General features: G+C 75.1%; 16 protein-coding genes. 15 read left to right on the forward strand and 1 reads right to left on the reverse strand.

Annotated features, from left to right (window positions below; translation table 11 throughout):
- The first annotated feature begins 22 nt into the window (after window positions 1-22).
- Both ACLBYB_RS06240 and ACLBYB_RS06245 read left to right on the forward strand, forming a co-directional pair.
- On the forward strand, window positions 23-3931 hold the full coding sequence (locus ACLBYB_RS06240) for a baseplate multidomain protein megatron (RefSeq protein ID WP_447698261.1): 3909 nt from the start codon (window positions 23-25) through the stop codon (window positions 3929-3931).
- A gap of 18 nt (window positions 3932-3949) precedes the next feature.
- Window positions 3950-5206, forward strand: coding sequence for a DUF2793 domain-containing protein (locus tag ACLBYB_RS06245; RefSeq protein WP_447698262.1), 1257 nt, complete (start codon window positions 3950-3952; stop codon window positions 5204-5206).
- Between the two features lie 22 nt (window positions 5207-5228).
- Here the strand turns inward: ACLBYB_RS06245 and ACLBYB_RS06250 are convergent, their stop codons facing one another.
- A complete protein-coding gene (locus tag ACLBYB_RS06250) occupies window positions 5229-5789 on the reverse strand; it encodes a GDSL-type esterase/lipase family protein (protein ID WP_447698263.1) in 561 nt (186 codons plus the stop codon).
- Between the two features lie 79 nt (window positions 5790-5868).
- On the opposite strand from ACLBYB_RS06250, the gene ACLBYB_RS06255 reads away from it, so the two are divergent.
- The 13 genes from ACLBYB_RS06255 (at window position 5869) to ACLBYB_RS06315 (ending at window position 17169) form a co-directional block, all read left to right on the forward strand.
- Window positions 5869-6375: a phage tail tip lysozyme gene (locus ACLBYB_RS06255; protein ID WP_447680798.1), complete on the forward strand. Its 507-nt coding sequence runs from the start codon at window positions 5869-5871 to the stop codon at window positions 6373-6375.
- A gap of 60 nt (window positions 6376-6435) precedes the next feature.
- Entirely contained in the window at window positions 6436-6984 is a 549-nt protein-coding gene (locus ACLBYB_RS06260; RefSeq protein ID WP_447698264.1) for a hypothetical protein, read from the forward strand.
- Between the two features lie 54 nt (window positions 6985-7038).
- Window positions 7039-7383 carry a hypothetical protein gene (locus ACLBYB_RS06265; RefSeq protein WP_447698265.1) on the forward strand — a complete coding sequence of 115 codons (345 nt, stop codon included), beginning with the start codon at window positions 7039-7041 and terminating at the stop codon, window positions 7381-7383.
- A 1-nt stretch (window position 7384) separates the two neighbouring features.
- Window positions 7385-7612 (forward strand): hypothetical protein, encoded by a 228-nt coding sequence (locus ACLBYB_RS06270; RefSeq protein WP_447698266.1) that lies wholly within the window; start codon window positions 7385-7387, stop codon window positions 7610-7612.
- Between the two features lie 197 nt (window positions 7613-7809).
- On the forward strand, window positions 7810-8181 hold the full coding sequence (locus ACLBYB_RS06275; RefSeq protein ID WP_020090901.1) for a PepSY domain-containing protein: 372 nt from the start codon (window positions 7810-7812) through the stop codon (window positions 8179-8181).
- 35 nt (window positions 8182-8216) lie between these two features.
- Complete coding sequence (locus tag ACLBYB_RS06280) at window positions 8217-8894, forward strand: response regulator transcription factor (protein ID WP_012321897.1); 678 nt, start codon at window positions 8217-8219, stop codon at window positions 8892-8894.
- A complete protein-coding gene (locus ACLBYB_RS06285; protein ID WP_354453649.1) occupies window positions 8891-10051 on the forward strand; it encodes a 2-methylaconitate cis-trans isomerase PrpF family protein in 1161 nt (386 codons plus the stop codon). Before ACLBYB_RS06280 ends, ACLBYB_RS06285 begins: the two co-directional genes overlap by 4 nt.
- A 15-nt stretch (window positions 10052-10066) precedes the next feature.
- Entirely contained in the window at window positions 10067-11485 is a 1419-nt protein-coding gene (locus ACLBYB_RS06290; protein WP_020090899.1) for an ATP-binding protein, read from the forward strand.
- A 209-nt stretch (window positions 11486-11694) separates the two neighbouring features.
- Window positions 11695-13182 carry a c-type cytochrome biogenesis protein CcmI gene (gene ccmI, locus ACLBYB_RS06295; RefSeq protein ID WP_447698267.1) on the forward strand — a complete coding sequence of 496 codons (1488 nt, stop codon included), beginning with the start codon at window positions 11695-11697 and terminating at the stop codon, window positions 13180-13182.
- A gap of 246 nt (window positions 13183-13428) precedes the next feature.
- Window positions 13429-13941 (forward strand): cytochrome c maturation protein CcmE, encoded by a 513-nt coding sequence (gene ccmE / locus ACLBYB_RS06300; protein WP_447698268.1) that lies wholly within the window; start codon window positions 13429-13431, stop codon window positions 13939-13941.
- Between the two features lie 10 nt (window positions 13942-13951).
- Window positions 13952-15952, forward strand: a complete 2001-nt coding sequence (locus ACLBYB_RS06305; RefSeq protein WP_020090896.1) for a heme lyase CcmF/NrfE family subunit — start codon at window positions 13952-13954, stop codon at window positions 15950-15952.
- Window positions 15952-16416 (forward strand): cytochrome c-type biogenesis protein, encoded by a 465-nt coding sequence (locus tag ACLBYB_RS06310; RefSeq protein WP_020090895.1) that lies wholly within the window; start codon window positions 15952-15954, stop codon window positions 16414-16416. The genes ACLBYB_RS06305 and ACLBYB_RS06310 overlap by 1 nt, the downstream gene beginning before the upstream one ends.
- Window positions 16417-16512: 96 nt before the next feature.
- Complete coding sequence (locus tag ACLBYB_RS06315) at window positions 16513-17169, forward strand: glutathione S-transferase family protein (protein ID WP_020090894.1); 657 nt, start codon at window positions 16513-16515, stop codon at window positions 17167-17169.
- Window positions 17170-17375 lie beyond the last annotated feature (206 nt).

Genomic DNA, 17375 nt, shown 5'->3' on the forward strand with positions numbered 1-17375 from the left:
CCATCAGATCCGGAGCCCCGCCATGGCGACGCTGATCCTGTCCTCGGCCGGCGCGGCGGTCGGCACCGTCCTCGGAGGCCCGATCGGCGGCCTGGTCGGGCGCGCGCTCGGCTCCGTCGCGGGCGCGGCCCTCGGCGGCGCCCTGTCGGGGGCCGGGCGGCACGCGCGCTTCGTCGAGGGGCCGCGGCTCGCCGACGTGGCCGGGCTCACCTCCACCGAGGGCGATCCGATCCCGCGGGTCTACGGGCGGGCGCGGATCGGCGGCACCCTGATCTGGGCGACCCGTCCGCTGGAGGTCGCCAACACCACCGTCGCCCGCGCGGCCGCGCCCGCCAAGGGCCTGGGCGGGCTCGCGGGCGGCCCGAGGACCGTCACCACCCGCTACAGCTACTTCGCCAACCTCGCGGTCGGGCTGTGCGAGGGCGAGATCGCCTGCGTCCGCCGGATCTGGGCGGACGGACGGGAGATCGACCAGGCCGGCCTGACCCTGCGGGTCCATACCGGCGGCCCCGGCCAGGAGCCGGACCCGCTGATCGTCGCCAAGGAGGGCGCCGAGAACGCGCCCGCCTATCGCGGCCTCGCCTACGCGGTGTTCGAGAACCTGGCCCTCGCGGCCTTCGGCAACCGCGTCCCGCAATTCGCCTTCGAGGTGATCCGCCCGGTCAACGGCCTGTTCGCGCGCGTGCGCGCCGTCGACCTGATCCCCGGCGCCAGCGAGTTCGGCCTCGATCCGGACCGCGTCACGGTCGATCTCGGGCTCGGCCGCACCGAGGCCGCCAACCGGCACCAGCTCCAGCGCGGCACCGACGTGATCGCCTCCCTCGACGCGCTCCAGGCGCTGTGCCCGAACCTGCGCCGGGTCGCCGTGGTGGCGACGTGGTTCGGCACCGACCTGCGGGCGGGATCCTGCCGGGTCGTGCCCAAGGTCGAGGCCGCCGACAAGCGCGCCCGGCCGGAGGATTGGCGCGTCGCCGGGATCGCCCGCGACCGGGCCGAGACGGTCTCGACCCTGCCGGACGGCAGCCCGGCCTACGGCGGCACGCCGGCGGATGCGGGCCTGACCCGGCTGGTCTCCGAGCTGGCGCGCCGGGGGCTGGCGGTGTCGCTCTACCCGTTCGTCATGATGGACGTGCCGGCCGGCAACGCGCTCCCCGATCCGCACGCCCCCGGCGCCGCGCAGCCCGCCTATCCCTGGCGCGGCCGCATCACCTGCGATCCGGCCCCGGGCCTTCCGGGGAGCCCGGACGGGACCGCCGCGGCCGACGCGCAGGTCGCGGCCTTCTTCGCGGGTGGCTACCGCGACGCGGTCCTGCACTACGCCGCCCTCGCGGCCGGCTGGGCGGCCTCGGGCACGCCCCTCGCGGCCTTCGTGATCGGCAGCGAGCTCGTCGGCCTGACCCGGGTGCGCGGCGCGGCCGGCTATCCGGCGGTGCGGGCCCTGCGCGACCTCGCCGCCGCGCTTCGCGACCGCCTCGGCCCGGCCGTCACCCTGGTCTACGCGGCGGACTGGACCGAGTACGGCGCCCATGTGGGCGACGGCGGCGCCACCGTCCGCTTCCCCCTCGACGACCTGTTCGCCGACCCGCATATCGGCGCCGTCGGGATCGACTGGTACCCGCCCGTCTCCGACTGGCGCGACGACCCGGACCACGCCGACCTCGCGGTGACGGGCGACATCGCCGACCGGGCCTATCTGAAGGCCCGGGGCGCGTCCGGCGAGGCCTTCGACTGGTACTACGCCGACGCGGCCGACCGCGCCGCCCAGGCCCGCCGGCCGATCACCGACGGCGCCGCCGGCAAGCCCTGGATCTACCGGGCCAAGGACCTCGTCGCGTGGTGGTCGAGCCCGCACGTGGAGCGCGACGGCGGCGTCGAGACCCGCACCACCGCCTGGGTGCCGGCCGGCAAGCCGATCTGGCTCACCGAGATCGGCGTGCCGGCGGTGGACAAGGGCACCAACGGCCCCAACGTCTTCCCGGACCCGAAATCGTCCGAGAGCGCCTTCCCGCCGGAATCCCGGGCCCTGCGCGACGAGCTGATCCAGCTCCGCGGGCTGGAGGCCGTGATCGCGCGGTTCGACCCGGCCGTGCCGGGCTTCCGGGAGGCCGACAACCCGGTCTCGCCGGTCTACGGCGGCCGCATGGTCGATCCCGACGGGATCTTCGTCTGGGCCTGGGACGCGCGGCCCTTCCCGGCCTTCCCGACGGTGCGCGGTGTCTGGGCCGACGCCGCCAACTGGCGGGTCGGCCACTGGATCACCGGCCGGATCGAGGGCTGCGACCTCGACCTGCTGGTCCAGCGGATCCTCGCGGATTTCGGGTTCGACGCACCGGTCTCCGTGGAGGCCGCCGCCTATCTCGACGGCTACGTGATCGACCGGCCGCTGACGGCGCGCGGCGCCCTGGAGACCCTCGCGGAGGTCTACGGCCTCGACGTCTCGGCGGTGGCCGGGACCCTGCGGCTGCGCGGTCCCCGGCGCGACCGGCCCGTGATCCTGGCCGAGACCGACCTCGTCCGGCTGTCGGAGGAGCGGCCGGTCCTGCACCAGGTCCGGGCCGAAGAGAGCGCCCTGCCGCGCTCCGTGGACCTCGGGATCACCGATTCCGAGAGCCCGGATTACCGGCGCGCCGCGGCCTCGGCCGTGCGGCCCGCCGGCCTGCGGCGGCGCGAGACCCGGATTGAGGCGGCGATCGTCACCCGCCGGGAGACCGCCGACGGCCTGGCCGAGGCGCTGCTCGACCGGCTGATCGCGGCCCGCGACACCGCGGTGTTCACGCTGAGCCCGCGCCGGGTCGAGCTGGAGCCCGGCGACCTCCTGGCGGTGCCGGCCGACGTGCCCGGCGTCGCGGTCCTGCGCCGGATCGACCGGATCGACGACGCGCCCACGGGCCGCCGGATCGAGGCGAGCGGGGTGCCGCCCCGGGCGGGGCCCGGGCGCGGGCTGCCCCGCGCGATGGCCCGGGCCGAGGTGGCGCCGCCCGCCTTTCCCGGACCGCCGCTCGCCGTCGCCCTCGACGTGCCGGTCGACCGCGGCGACCCCACGATCCTTCAGTCCTGCGCGGTGGCGGCCGAGCCCTGGCCCGGCGCGGTCGCGATCTGGCGCGCCGCCGGTGACGGGCCGCTCGCCCTGCACCGCCTCGTCGACTACCCGGCCTGCCTCGGGCGCACCCTGTCGGCGCTGCCGGCCGGCCCGCTCTGGCGCATCCAGCGGGGCGCGCATCTCGACGTCGCCCTGCGGCGCGGCGCGACGCTGGCCTCGATCGGGGCGGGCGCGATGCTGGCCGGGGGCAACCTGTTCGCCCTGCTCGGCGCGGACGGGACCGTGGAACTGCTCGGCGCCGCGTCCGCGGTCCTGATCGGGCCCGACACCTACCGGCTGTCCGGCTTCCTGCGCGGGCTCGCGGGCAGCGAGGCGGCGGCGGGGCGGGTCTCCCCGGCGGGGAGCCTGATCGTGCGCCTCGACGACGGCGCCGTGACGCCCCTGGTCGACCGGCTGGACGAGGTCGGCCGCGCGTTCCGCTACCGGATCGGGCCGGCGGATCGCGACCCGGCCGACCCGGCCTTCGCCGAGATCGCCGCCACGGCCGGCCTCGCGGCGCTGACGCCGCTGCGGCCGGTCCACCTGCGGGCGCGGCGCGCGGCGGACGGCGTGCGGCTCTCGTGGATCCGGCGGGCCCGCCGCGACGGCGACGCCTGGGAGCCGGCCGAGATCCCGCTCGACGAGCCGGAAGCCTACGCGGTGACGGTGTTCTCGGCCGCCGGCACGGCCCTGCGCACGGTCCGGGCCGAGGCCCAGCACTGTCTCTACGCGGACGAGGCGGCCGATTTCGGCGGCGCCCAGACGCATCTCGACGTCGCGGTGGCGCAGATCGGTCTCGTCGCCGGCCCCGGACCCGCCCGCCGCGCCCGAATCCCCGTCCGCTCGGCCTGACCGCCCGGGAGCCGCCCCATGTCCGACGCCACGCCCCATCTCGGCCTGCCGCTGATCGCCGCCAGCCAGGCGCAGAAGCACGTCACCCACAACGAGGCGCTCGGCCTGCTCGACGCGCTCGTCCAGCTCGCCTGCCTGGACAAGGATCTCGCCGCGCCGCCACCGGGCCCCGCGGAGGGCGACCGCTACCTCGTGGCCGCCGCCGAGCCCGGGGGCGCCTGGGCGGGGCTCGCGGGCCAGGTGGTGCGCTACGCCGACGGGGTCTGGACCGGCGCCGCGCCGCGGGCCGGCTGGCTCGCCTGGCTGATCGACGAGGCCGACCTCTACGTCTTCGACGGCGCGGCCTGGACGAGCCTCCGCCGCGCGCTGACGGCGCTCCAGAGCGTCGGCCGCCTCGGGATCAACACGGCGGCCGACGCCACCAACCGTTTCGCGGTGAAGTCCGATTCCGCGCTCCTGACCTGGGACGACGCCACGCCGGGCACCGGCGACATGCGGGTCTTCGTCAACCGGAAATCCGCCGCCCGCGACGCCGCCCTGGTCTTCGAGACCGGCTACGCGGCGCGGGCTCTGCTGGGAACCCTCGGGAGCGACGACTTCACCCTGAAAGTCTCGCCCGACGGGGCCGCCTTCGCCACGGCGCTCACCGCCTCGGCCCGGACCGGCGGGATCGACTTCGCCTCGGCCGAGACCGCCCTCGCGGCCGCCCCCACCACCGACCTCGGCGCGGCCGGCACCCGGCGGGTGCTCGTCACCGGCGCGGCGCGGATCGCGAGCTTCGGCGCCGACGTCGACCGGGAGCGGTTCGTGCGCTTCTCGGGCGCCGCGACCCTGGTCCACGATCCCGAAGTGCTGGTGCTGCCGACCCGCGCCGATCTCGTGACGGCCGCCGACGACACCTGCATCGCCACCTCGGACGCGGCGGGCCGCTGGCGCGTGCGCCACTACCAGCGCGCCGACGGGACGCCGCTCGCGACCGGCGCGCAGGTGCTCGGCGCGAACGGGTCGGTGCGGCTCCCGGGCGGCCTGATCGCGCAATGGGGGCTCGTCACCGCCGCCGACGCGGATGTCGCGGTGGCTTTCGGCATCGCCTTCCCGGGGAGCTGCCTCGGCGTCTGGGCGCAGCCGGTCGCCGGCGCCGGCGACGCGCTCCACGCCGCGCAGGTCAGCGACGTGGCGGCCACCGGGTTCACGCTCCGCACCCGCCGCGCGACGGCCGGCGCGGTGGCGGGGGTCGGGTCGGTGCCGACCTACTGGCTGGCGCTAGGCGCGTGAGCGCCCGACCCCGCGGCCGCCGTCATTCCGGGCCTGCGCCGAGGGCCCGCAGCATCGCCGGCTCCACGGCCGCGTAGCCCGCGCCGTTGAGGTGGATGCCGTCGTCGGTGAAGTCCCGCCGGAGCGCGCCCGCCTCCGTGGCGAGCGGCGGCCCGTAATCGACGAGGCGGGCCGGGCCCGCCGCGCAGTAGGCGCGCAGCCACCCGTTCAGGGCGCGGATCCGCGCCACCGGCCGCAGCTCGGGGCGCCAGCCCCAGAAGTCGCTCGGCATCACGGTGCCGATCGTGAGCGGCAGCCCGGCCGCGAAGGCCATCTGCCCCATGGCCATGATGTTCCCGGCGATCGCCCGGTCCGGCACCGGGCCGCCGATCTCCGCGATGTCGTTGATCCCGCAGAGCAGATGCACGGCCCGGGCGCCGGCCGTGTCCCGCAGGAAGCGCGCGCGGATCTGCCCGCTCGTCTCGCCCGGGACGCCCCGAGCGACGAAGCCGTGGCGCGCGAAGGTCTCGGCCCGCACCGCGCCCCAGGCGGCGGTGATCGAGTCGCCGATGAACACGAGCGGCCGGTCCTGTCCGCGTCCCACGCATCCCCCTCGGCGCCGCCCACGGCGCGGGCCGCCTTAGCCCGGCGCGTCCGGGCACGCCAGCTTCCGGAGCACGCCCATGCCGCCATCCGACCCCGCCGCGCGGGAGCCCTTCGCCGCGGCCTGCCGCCGGCTCGGCCCGCGGCTGATGCGCGATCTCGGCCTGAGCGACGTCCAGGCCGCCGGCCTGCTCGGCAATCTCGGCCACGAGACCGGCGGGTTCCGCCACCTCCAGGAGGTCGCCCCCGCGGTGCCGGGCTCCCGCGGCGGCTGGGGGCTCGCCCAGTGGACCGGGCCCCGGCGCGTCGCCATGGAGGCGTGGTGCCGGGCGCGCGGCCGCGATCCCGCCGACCCCGAGGCGGGCTACGGCTACCTCTGCGCCGAGCTGCGCGGTCCCGAGGCGCCGGCCCTCGCGGCCCTGCGGGCCACCACCACCCTCGCTGCCGCCACCGAGGCGGTCTGGCGCCGCTACGAGCGGCCCGGCGTCGTGGCGCCCGCGCGCCGCCTCGCCTGGGCCCGCCGGGCCCTCGCCGCCCTGCGCGACGGTCCCGCCGCGATGCCGGCTCAGCCGCCGGGCCGGCCCTGACCCGTCGTCACCCGATCCCGAGCCGGCCGGGTCCGCCGCGCGCTGAGAAGGAGTTCCACGATGATGCACCCGATCCGGGCGGCCGTCGCCCTGGCCGTCACGGGCCTGCCGCTCGCCGCCCTCGCCGCGCAGGCCGGCGGTGCCGCGCCCGCCGTCGCTCCGGTCGCGGCTTCCTTCGCCGGACCGGCGCTGCCGTGGGGCGACTGGCTCTCCGGCCTGCTCCAGCCGGTGACGGCCGCGCTCGTTCCGCTCGCCGCCGCCGCCGTCACCGCCGGCATCGCCCGGGTCGCGCCCTGGGCCGCCTCGGTGCTCACCCGCGACCGGATCGAGGCCGCGATCCGCGCCGGGGCCGAGTTCGGCCAGAACGCCGTGGCCGGGGCCGCCCGGGGCCGGACCGTCAGCGCCGACCTCGGCGCCGCGGTGGTGGCCGCCGGCGCCCGGCACGTGCTCGCCACCGCCCCCGCGCACGTCGTGCGGAAGGCGGGCGGCCCCGAGGGCGTGGCCGCGCGGATCTTCCGGGCGCTGCCCCTCGATCCGCAGGCGAGCGCCGCCAACGTCCTCGCCCCAGCGCTCGCGCAGCTGCGCGGGGCGGACAAGCACCCGGCCTGAGGCCGGGCCTCGCCGCCTCGGCGGCGCGGGGGCCGTGTAACAGGGATCGTCACCATGAAGCCCCTCCGCACCGAGGCACGGCAATCCGCGCCCCCCCAGGACGCCGAGGGCGCGGGTGTCGCCCTCGGCGGGCGGCCTCGGACGATCCGCTTCCCGCCCGTCTGGCACGCGTGGTTCGCCCGGCAGTCCGAGCCGCGCCTCGCCGCCCTCGACGAGCTGGTCGACGCGCATCTCGAGCGCCGCGCGCTGCGCCGCTACCTGCGCCGGCTCAAGCACGCGACGGTGCTCGCCTTCGTCGCCGCGGCGGCGGCCGCACACTGGTTCTCCGACCAGGTCGCGTGGCTCGCCGCGCATGTCCCGGCCCTGCGGGCCCTCTGGAAGCTGCTGACGGGAGGGTGAGATGCGCCTGCTCTGGGACAGGGTTCTCGACCGGGTGTGGCTCGGCCTGGCGGCCGCCGCGGCGGTGACGGTCGCCGTCCACGAGGGTGCGGCGGTCGGCCGGCTTGCCTGGACGCTGGGGTCCGGCGGCGCCGCGCAGGCCGCGCAGGCCGCGCCGGCGGGGACTGGCCGGGCCGGGCCGCCGGCCCGCGCCGCGGCCTGCGGTCCCGCCGCAGCGCCGGCACCGTGAGACCGGCCGCGGCGCCTGTGGGAAGCGGCGCGCGGCGTGGAACCGGGCGCCGCCTCGGCCGTCATGTCCGCACGATGCCGCCCGCCACCGAATCGACCGCGAAGGGACTGTCCGGACCGCCGCCGACGACCGCCGGGGGCGACGCACGGCCACGTATTCAGGACGCATTCAGTGCCCTGGGCTCACATCGTCTGCCAATGCGCTACGCCATCGCCCTCGTCGCCATCAGCCTGACCGCCGCGGCCCTCGCCGCGGGCGGCCTCGGCTCCATGGCCGACGACGGGCCGGCCCCTCAGACGGGCGCGGTGTCGAGCCAGCCGCCGCTGCGGATCGAGAGCTGCCTGTCCCCCGCGGACCTGCGCGAGGAGGTCGGCGAGCGCCGGGTGATCCCGCCGGTCGCGGCGATCCGCGCGGCCCGGACGGTGATCCCCCGCGCCGAGATCCAGCGGGCGAGCCTCTGCCGTCACGCGGACGGCCTCGTCTACATGCTCACCGCCTTGCGCCGCGACGGGCATTTCGTGCACGTGATCGTCGACGCGCGCACCGGCACCGTGGCGGGACAGTATTGAGCGGGCGCGGATACCGTTTCGGAGGGGAGTGAGCCGTGCGTCTGCTGGTCGTGGAGGATGACAAGGACATCAACCGGCAGGTCGTGGCCGCGCTGGAGGAGGCCGGCTACGTCGCCGACAAGGCCTATGACGGCGAGGAGGGCGGCTATCTCGGCGAGAGCGAGCCCTACGACGCCATCATCCTCGACATGGGCCTGCCCAAGGCCGACGGCGTCACGGTGCTGCAGAAGTGGCGCCGGGCGGGCGTGAAGACCCCGGTGATCATCCTCACGGCCCGGGACCGCTGGTCCGACAAGGTCGACGGCTTCGACGCCGGCGCCGACGACTACGTCACCAAGCCCTTCCACATGGAGGAGCTGATGGCCCGGGTGCGCGCCCTGCTGCGCCGCGCCGCCGGCCACGCCACCAGCCAGATCGCCTGCGGGCCGGTGACCCTCGACACCCGCTCCGGCAAGGTGTTCGTCGACGGCGCCCAGGTGAAGCTGACGAGCCACGAGTACCGGCTGCTCTCCTACCTGATGCACCATACCGGCCGGGTCGTGTCCCGCGCCGAACTCACCGAGCACCTCTACGACCAGGATTTCGACCGCGACTCGAACACGATCGAGGTGTTCGTGGGCCGCCTGCGCAAGAAGCTCGCGGTGGACCTGATCCAGACCGTGCGCGGCCTCGGCTACCTCGTGGACCCCAACCAGCCGCCGGCGCGGATGTGAGCGCGGCCGCGCGTTCCGGCACGCTGCCGGCCGTCTTCATGCGCGGCGGCACCAGCAAGGCGCTGATGCTGCACCGCCGGGACGTGCCGGGGGATCTCGCCGCCTGGGAGCCGGCCTTCCTCTCCGCCATGGACAGCCCCGACCCGTTCGGGCGGCAGCTCAACGGCATGGGCGGGGGCGTCTCGTCGGTGTCGAAGATCTGCGTGGTGGAGCGCTCCGCGCGGCCGGACGCCGACATCGACTACACCTTCGTGCAGGTCGTGGTCCGGGACGGCCGCATCGACCTCTCGGGCAATTGCGGCAACATGCTCGCCGCCGTGGGGCCGTTCGCGGTCGACGAGGGGCTCGTCGACGTCCCGGACGGCCCGGTGCGGCTGCGGATCTTCAACACCAACACGCGCAAGCTGATCGTGGCGGGCTTCGCCGCCGCGGGCGGCCGCAGCGTCTACCGCGGCGACCTCGCGATCCCCGGCGTCACCGGCACGGGCGCGCCGATCCAGCTCGACTTCCTGGATCCGGGCGGCGCCACGACCGGCCGGCTGCTCCCGACCGGCGCCGTCCGTCAGTGGCTCGACGTGCCGGGCCTCGGCGCGATCGAGGCCTCGCTGATCGACGCCGCCAATGCCTGCGTGTTCGTCCGCGCCGCCGATCTCGGCCTCGCCGGCACCGAGCTGCCCGCCGCCCTGGAGGCCGTGCCGGGCCTCCTCGACCGGCTGGCGCGGATCCGCCGGGCCGGCTCCGTGGCGATGGGCATCGCGCCCGATCTCGAGGCGGCGGCGCGCGTCGTCCACGTGCCCTTCGTCGGCCTCGTGGCGCCGCCGCAGGATTCCGGCAGCCTCTCCGGCGCCACGATCCGCGCCGCCGAGACCGACCTGACCGCCCGGGTCATCTCGAACGGCGTGCCGCACCAGGCGCTGCCGCTCACCGCCACCCTGTGCCTCGCGGTCGCCGCCCGGCTCGAAGGCAGCCTCGTCCACGAGGCCGCACGCCCCACCGAAGCGGTCCTGCGGGTCGGCATGCCGTCGGGCATCCTCACCGCTGACGCCGCCGTGACCCGCGGGGCCGACGGCTGGCGGGCCGAGCGCGGCGCCTTCTTCCGCACGGCGCGCCCGCTGATGCGCGGCGCGGTGTTCTACGATGCGCCGCCGCACGTCTGAGCGACCGACGCATCCATGATCGACCTCATCGGCCTCTTCTCCCTGCGCCGCCGCTCCATCGCGGTGCGGCTCGCCGTGTCGGCGTTCCTCTCGAGCTCCGCGATCCTGCTGATCGCGGCCTGGATCCTCACGACCCTCTACCGCGAGAACACCGAGCGCTCCTTCGACAGCCGGCTCCTCGTCTTCGCCAACAATCTCGCCACCGACCTCGTCTCGCCCAACGACCCCGAGAGCCGGACCTTCTCGCTCGGCGACCCGCGCTTCGACCTGCCCCTGTCCGGCTGGTACTGGCAGGTCGGCAAGCCCGACGCGAAGCCGCGCGACGTGCGCACCTCGCGCTCCCTCGTGGGCGTGCCGCTGCCGGCCGCGACCGATTCCGACGGGAAAGTCGGGGTCGGGCAGATCCGCCAGGGCTACGGCAAGGGGCAGGACGGACGCCTCCTGCGCATCATGGAGCGCGACGTCGATCTCGGCGAGGAGGGCCGCTACACGGTCCGGGTCGCGGGCCCCGCCGACGAGATCGTCAACGACGTCGACCGGTTCCGGAACTCGCTGACCATCACCTTCGGCCTGCTCGGCCTGTCGCTTGCGATCACCACGCTGCTGCAGATCCGCTTCGGCCTCGCGCCCCTCAAGAAGATGCGCGCCGCGCTCGGCGCCGTCCGCCGGGGCGAGGCCGACCGCATCACCGGCACCTATCCCCGCGACATCGCGCCGCTCACCGGCGAGGTGAACCTCCTGATCGAGACCAACCGCGAGATCCTGGAGCGCGCCCGCACCCAGGTGGGCAACCTCGCCCACGCCCTGAAGACGCCGCTCTCGATCATCGTCAACGAGGTCGGGGCCTCCGACGCCCCCGAGGAACTCGCGCAGAAGATCCGCGAGCAGGCTGCGGTGATGCGCGATCAGGTCAACTACCACCTCGACCGGGCCCGCGCCGCGGCGCTCGCCGGCACGCTCGGCACCTCCACGGAGGTCGAGCCGGCGCTCGCCGGCCTCGTGCGCACCTTCGGGAAGATCTACCGGGACAAGGACATCGCCTACGACGTCCACGTCCCGCCGGGCCTGCGCTTCCGCGGCGAGCGCCAGGATTTCGAGGAGATGGTCGGCAACCTCGTCGACAACGCGTCCAAGTGGGCCCACGGGCGGGTGGCGATCCGGGCCGAGGCGGTGAGCAAGGACGATTATCCCCACCTCGTCGTCGCCATCGAGGATGACGGTCCGGGCCTGCCGCCGGAGGCCCGGCAGGCCGTGCTCGGCCGGGGGCGCCGCCTCGACGAATCGAAGCCCGGCTCGGGACTCGGCCTGTCGATCGTGGCCGACCTCGCCGCCCTGTACCGGGGGCGCTTCACCCTGGAGCAGGCGGCGCTCGGCGGCCTGCGCGCGGTGCTGGAGGTGCCGGGGGACCTGCCGGTCGGCACGGCCGCCCACTGAGGCCGTCGGACGCGTCCGGGCACGTCCGGCCGCGTCCGGGTACTGGCCGGGAGGCGGCGCGCGGCCTCATGGCTCCCGCCCGGGGCCTTGTCATCGCAACAGAGTTGCGTGACACCGAGCCGCCGCCGGGAGGCGTCGTGGCATCACGCCGCCGGCTCCACAGGGCGTGGGGAGGGGCGGGCCGGTGCGGCCCGTTGGCGATAAGGTCCATGACGGCGATCTGGTTCATCCTGGCGGCCATGACCGCGGCGGCCGTGCTCGGCCTGCTCTGGCCGATGTCGCGGCGCGCCGCCGTGCCGACCGGCGAGGCCGGCGGCAGCGGGCTCGCCACCGAGACGGCGTTCTACGAGGATCAGATCGCCGAGATCGACCGCGACCTCGAGCGCGGCCTGATCGCCCCCGACGAGGCCGAGACCGCCAAGGCCGAGGCGGCGCGCCGCCTGCTCCGGTCGAGCCGCGAGGCGCAGCGCGAGGCCGAGGATGCCGGCATCGCCGAGGCCGCGCGCCCGGCCGAGCCGCGCCTGCGCCGCCGGCGCGCCGCCTCGGCCTTCGCGCTCTCCACCATCCCGCTCGTGGCGCTGATCGCCTACGGGCTCTACGGCTCGCCCGAGGTGCCGGCGCAGACCGAGGCCGACCGGCAGGCCGCCCGCGGCGGCGCCGACGAGCTGATGAAGGCCGTCGGGCAGATCGAGGCGCGCCTCGCCCGGGACCCGAACGATGCCCGCGGCTGGGCCGTGCTCGCCCCGGTCTACATGCGCACCGGCCGATTCGACGCCGCCGCCCGCGCCTACGGCCACCTCGCGCGGATCAAGGGCGAGACCGCCGACCTCCTGGCCGACCAGGGCGAGGCGCTCACGGCGGCCGGCGACGGCACCGTGTCGCCCGAGGCCAAGGCGCTGTTCGAGAAGGCGCAGGCCGAGGAGCCGAACGCGCCCAAGCCGCGCTTCTACCTCGCCCGCGCGGCCGAGCAGGCCGGCGACACCGGCGAGGCGATCCGCCAGCTCACCGAGCTCGAGGCCAGCAGCCCGCCGAACGCCCCGTGGCTCGGGATCGTCAAGCAGAGTCTCGCCCGCCTCAAGGGCGAGCCGCCCCCGCCCGCGACGCCCCAGGCCGCTCCCGAGATCCCGGCCGAGCAGCAGGCAGCGATTCGCGGCATGGTCGACGGGCTCGACGCCCGCCTCAAGAGCGGCGGCGGCACCCCCGACGAGTGGCTGCGGCTCGTCCGGTCCCGGATGGTCCTCGGCGAGCGCGCGCAGGCGACCGACGCCCTGGCCCGGGCGCGCACGGCCCTCGCGGGCGACCCGCAGGGTCTCGCCCAGGTCGAGCAGGGCGCCCGCGCCGTGGGTCTCGGCGCCGAGGGCGCGGCGCCCGCGACGGTCGAATCGGGCCGGGCGGGACCGGGCGTCCAGGCCGAGAAGGAGGCCGCGATGGCGGCCGTGCGCGCCATGCCGCAGGCGGAGCAGCAGGCGGCGATTCGCGGGATGGTCGAGGGACTCGACCGGCGCCTCGCCGCCCGGGGCGGCACGCCGGACGAGTGGATGCGGCTCGTGCGCTCCTACAGCGCGCTGGGCGAGCGCGACCAGGCGGTGAAGGCCCTCGACCGCGCCCGGATGGCGCTGGCCGCCAACAGCGAGGCGGTGGCGCGGCTCGACGGTCTCGCCCGGGAGCTGGAGCTTCCTGCCAAGCCGAATCCCTGACGCGCCGAATCCCTGACGCGCCGAACCCCTGACGCATCGAACTCTTGGCGCACCGAACCCCTGGCGCGCCCGTTCCCCGGCGCCACGAAATCGCGAGCCCGCCTCCGCGGAGCGGTCCGTACGACAATCGGTCCCGACGCCCGCCCTTGACCCGCGGGCGCCTGGAGCCGACACCCTCAAGACTAGAATGAGAACGGTTCCGGTCGACGCGGGTCTCCGCGCGCCGGACCGCGGGGTGGAAGTATCGTGACGCGTAAGAAACGCCGCCTGATCCTGATCGCCACCTGCGGCAGCGTCCTGGCGCTCGCCGTGGGGCTGATGCTGTACGCCATGAGCGGCTCGATCGTGTTCTTCCGCTCGCCCACCGACATCGCCAAGCAGGCCATCGCCCCGGGCACGCGCCTGCGGCTCGGCGGGTTGGTGAAGGACGGCTCGCTCAGGCGCGGCCCCGACCAGACGGTCGATTTCGCCGTCACCGACACGAACGAGACCGTCGAGGTCCATTACAAGGGCCTGCTGCCGGACCTGTTCCGGGAAGGGCAGGGCGTGGTCGCCGAGGGCGTGCTGGAGCCGGGCGGGCAGTTCCGCGCCGACACGGTGCTGGCCAAGCACGACGAATCCTACATGCCCCGCGAGGTGGCCGACGCGCTGAAGGCGCAGGGGCGCTGGCAGGAGGGCGGCCCGAACAAGGGCGGCCCGGCGCCGAAGCCCGCCACCGCGGCGGCGGACAGCACCCTCGGTCCCCGCAGCGAGCGGTGAGGGAACCCGCATGATCGTCGAGACCGGCCACTTCGCCCTCGCGCTCGCGCTGGCGATCTCCCTCGTCCAGGTGGTGATGCCGATCTGGGCCGCCCGCTCGGGCGATCCGGCCCTGCGCCAGACCGCCTCGCAGGCGGCGCTCGGCGCCTTCGCCTGCGTGCTCTTCGCCTTCGCGGCGCTCACTTACGCGCACGTCACCTCGGACTTCTCGGTCCAGAACGTCGTCGAGAACTCGCACACGCAGAAGCCGCTGATCTACAAGATCTCCGGCGTCTGGGGGAACCACGAGGGCTCGATGCTCCTCTGGGTCCTGATCCTCACCCTGTTCGGCGCCTGCGTGGCGGCGGCCAAGAACTCGGTGCCGCCGCGGCTGCGGGCCAACACCCTGGCCGTGCAGGGGCTGATCACCTTCGTGTTCGTGCTGTTCATCATCACGACCTCGAACCCGTTCACCCGGGTGATCCCGGCCCCGCTCGAGGGTAACGACCTCAACCCGCTGCTGCAGGATCCGGGTCTCGCGGTCCACCCGCCGCTCCTCTACGTCGGCTACGTCGGCTTCTCGATCAGCTTCGCCTTCGCGGTGGCCGCGCTGATCGACGGGCGGATCGACGCCGTCTGGGCGCGGGCTGTGCGGCCCTGGACCCTCGCCGCGTGGTGCTTCCTGACGCTCGGGATCGCGATGGGCTCCTACTGGGCCTACTACGAGCTCGGCTGGGGCGGCTGGTGGTTCTGGGACCCGGTCGAGAACGCCTCCCTGATGCCGTGGATCGCCGGCACGGCGCTGCTGCACTCCACCGTGGTGATGGAGAAGCGCGACGCCCTGAAGGTCTGGACGGTGCTGCTCGCCATCCTGACCTTCTCGCTCTCGCTGATCGGCACCTTCCTGGTCCGCTCGGGCGTGATCACCTCGGTGCATTCCTTCGCCACCGACCCGACCCGCGGCGTCTTCATCCTGGCGATCCTGATCCTGTTCATCGGCGGCTCGCTGACGCTGTTCGCGTGGCGGGCGCCGCTGCTGCGGCAGGGGGGCTTGTTCGCGCCGATCTCCCGCGAGGGCTCGCTCGTCCTCAACAACCTGTTCCTGGTGGCGGCCTGCGCCACCGTGCTGGTCGGCACGCTCTACCCGCTGGTGCTCGAGATGCTGACGGGCGAGAAGATCACGGTCGGTCCGCCCTTCTTCAATTCCACCTTCGTGCCGCTGGCGATCCCGCTGCTGCTGATCGTGCCCATGGGCCAGGCGCTGGCCTGGAAGCGCGGCGACGTGCTCGCCGCCGCCCAGCGCCTGTTCGCCGCGCTGGCGGTCGCCCTGGTGGTCGGCTTCGCGGTGCTGGCGCTGACCTGGGGCGGGCCGGTGCTGGCGCCGGTCGGGATCGGCCTCGGCGCCTACCTGCTGATCGGGTCCGCCCTGGAGATCGTCACCCGCGCCCGCGGCTACGGGGCGAGCCGCGCCCGGTCCCTCGGACAGATCGGCCGCCGCGCCGTCGGCCTGCCGCGCTCGGCCTGGGGCACCGCCATCGCCCATGCCGGGGTCGGCGTGGTGGTGCTGGGCATCGCCGCGCAGGGCTGGGCCACCGAGGGGCTGGCGACCCTCAAGCCCGGGGAGAGCCTGGCGACGGGGCCCTACGTGGCGACCCTGGACCGGGTCGCGCCGCGCAAGGGACCGAACTACGAGGAGGCCGCCGCCTACCTGACGATCCGCACCCGCGGGGGCGACGAGGTCGGGAAGGTCGAGACCGGCAAGCGCTTCTACCCGAGCCGCAAGATGGCGGTGACGGAATCGGGGCTGCTGACCAACGGTGTCAGCCAGGTCTACGCGAGCCTCGGGGAGATCGGGCAGGACGGCGGCGTCGGCCTGCGCCTCTACTACAAGCCGCTGGTCCTGCTGATCTGGCTCGGGGCGGTGGTGATGGCGCTGGGCGGCGGCCTGTCGCTCACGGACCGGCGGATGCGCGTGGGCGTCCCCGCCAAGGCGAAGGCGCGGCCGCTCCCGGTCGCGGTGCCGGCCGAGTGATGGCGCGCCGTTCGCTCCGCCCGGCGCTGGCCGCGCTCGCCCTGCTGGCGTCACTGCCGGCCCTGGCGGTGCAGCCCGACGAGGTGCTGAAGGATCCCGCGCTGGAGCACCGCGCCCGGGAGATCTCGGCCGAACTGCGCTGCCTCGTCTGCCAGAACCAGTCGATCGACGATTCCGACGCGCCGCTCGCCAAGGACCTGCGCCTGATCGTCCGCGAGCGGCTGGAGAAGGGCGACAGCGACACGGCGGTGCTCGACTACGTCGTGGCCCGCTACGGCGAGTTCGTGCTGCTGCGCCCGGTCTTCGCGCTGCACACCCTGCTGCTGTGGCTGACCCCGGTGCTCGCGGTGCTGCTCGGCGGGCTCGGCATCTGGCGCCTCGCGCGCCGCCGCCCGCCCGCGCCGGCCCGGAACCTGTCGGCCGCCGAGCAGGCGGAGGTCGCGGCGCTGCTGCGACGGGAGTAGAATCGCCGCCGGAAGCGATTCGCCCGCCCCGTTCGGCACGAGTCTTGGATCGGGCCTCGCAGACCGCACGATCGGCGACGCGCCCGGGGCAGGACGATGACGGCCGCTACGCTCACCATCTCGAGCCGCAACTACTCCTCGTGGTCCCTGCGGGGCTGGCTGATCTGCCGGATGGCCGGGCTCGACTTCCGGACGGAGGTCCTGTCCGGCACCGACGCCACCACCCGGGCGGAGCTGCTGCACCTGTCGCCCTCGTTCCTGGTGCCCCGCCTGCGCCACGGCGACGTGGTCGTCTGGGACACGCTGGCGATCGCCGAGTATCTCGCCGAGACCTTCCCGGAGGCCGGCTTCCTGCCCGGCAACGTGGCGGAGCGCGCCCATTGCCGGTCGATCTCGGGGGAGATGCATTCCGGCTTCGTCAATCTGCGCTCGGCGCTGCCGATGAACCTGCGCGCCTTCCACCCCGATTTCCGCGTGTTCAACGGTGCCAAGGCCGATATCGAGCGCATCGTCACGATCTTCGACGATTGCCTGGACCGCTACGAGGGGCCGTACCTGTTCGGCGCGCGGCCGTGCCTCGCCGACGCGATGTTCGCCCCGGTCTGCACCCGCTTCCGCACCTACGACGTCGCGTTGCCGCCCCGCGCCGCCGCCTACCGCGACACGATCCTGCACTGGCCGCTGATGGTCGAGTGGGCGGAGGCCGCCGCCGACGAGCCGGACGAGATCGAGGAACTCGAGATGGAGTTCTGACGCGGCCGAGGCTCAGGTCTCGGAAAGCGCCACCGTCCTTGCGAGCGGAGCGAAGCAATCCAGTCGCGCCACGCTTGCCGAGGTCGCGCTGCCCTGGATTGCTTCGCTCCGCTCGCAAGGACGGAGGGCTCTGAGCGGACGTTGCGGACCCGACGTGGCGGAATGCAGTTTCTTGCAGGGCACAAATTTATGTTGCGACGCAAGCG

The organism is Methylobacterium sp. D54C, assembly GCF_053345595.1.

Bases quoted from the DNA above. Each gene is read 5' to 3' on its own strand.
- ACLBYB_RS06270 (WP_447698266.1), top strand. From the start codon at position 7,385: ATGCGCCTGCTCTGGGACAGGGTTCTCGACCGGGTGTGGCTCGGCCTG.
- ACLBYB_RS06265 (WP_447698265.1), top strand. From the start codon at position 7,039: ATGAAGCCCCTCCGCACCGAGGCACGGCAATCCGCGCCCCCCCAGGAC.
- ACLBYB_RS06275 (WP_020090901.1), top strand. From the start codon at position 7,810: ATGCGCTACGCCATCGCCCTCGTCGCCATCAGCCTGACCGCCGCGGCC.
- ACLBYB_RS06245 (WP_447698262.1), top strand. From the start codon at position 3,950: ATGTCCGACGCCACGCCCCATCTCGGCCTGCCGCTGATCGCCGCCAGC.
- ACLBYB_RS06290 (WP_020090899.1), top strand. From the start codon at position 10,067: ATGATCGACCTCATCGGCCTCTTCTCCCTGCGCCGCCGCTCCATCGCG.
- ccmI (WP_447698267.1), top strand. From the start codon at position 11,695: ATGACGGCGATCTGGTTCATCCTGGCGGCCATGACCGCGGCGGCCGTG.
- ACLBYB_RS06260 (WP_447698264.1), top strand. From the start codon at position 6,436: ATGATGCACCCGATCCGGGCGGCCGTCGCCCTGGCCGTCACGGGCCTG.
- ACLBYB_RS06305 (WP_020090896.1), top strand. From the start codon at position 13,952: ATGATCGTCGAGACCGGCCACTTCGCCCTCGCGCTCGCGCTGGCGATC.
- ACLBYB_RS06240 (WP_447698261.1), top strand. From the start codon at position 23: ATGGCGACGCTGATCCTGTCCTCGGCCGGCGCGGCGGTCGGCACCGTC.
- ACLBYB_RS06315 (WP_020090894.1), top strand. From the start codon at position 16,513: ATGACGGCCGCTACGCTCACCATCTCGAGCCGCAACTACTCCTCGTGG.
- ACLBYB_RS06255 (WP_447680798.1), top strand. From the start codon at position 5,869: ATGCCGCCATCCGACCCCGCCGCGCGGGAGCCCTTCGCCGCGGCCTGC.
- ACLBYB_RS06310 (WP_020090895.1), top strand. From the start codon at position 15,952: ATGGCGCGCCGTTCGCTCCGCCCGGCGCTGGCCGCGCTCGCCCTGCTG.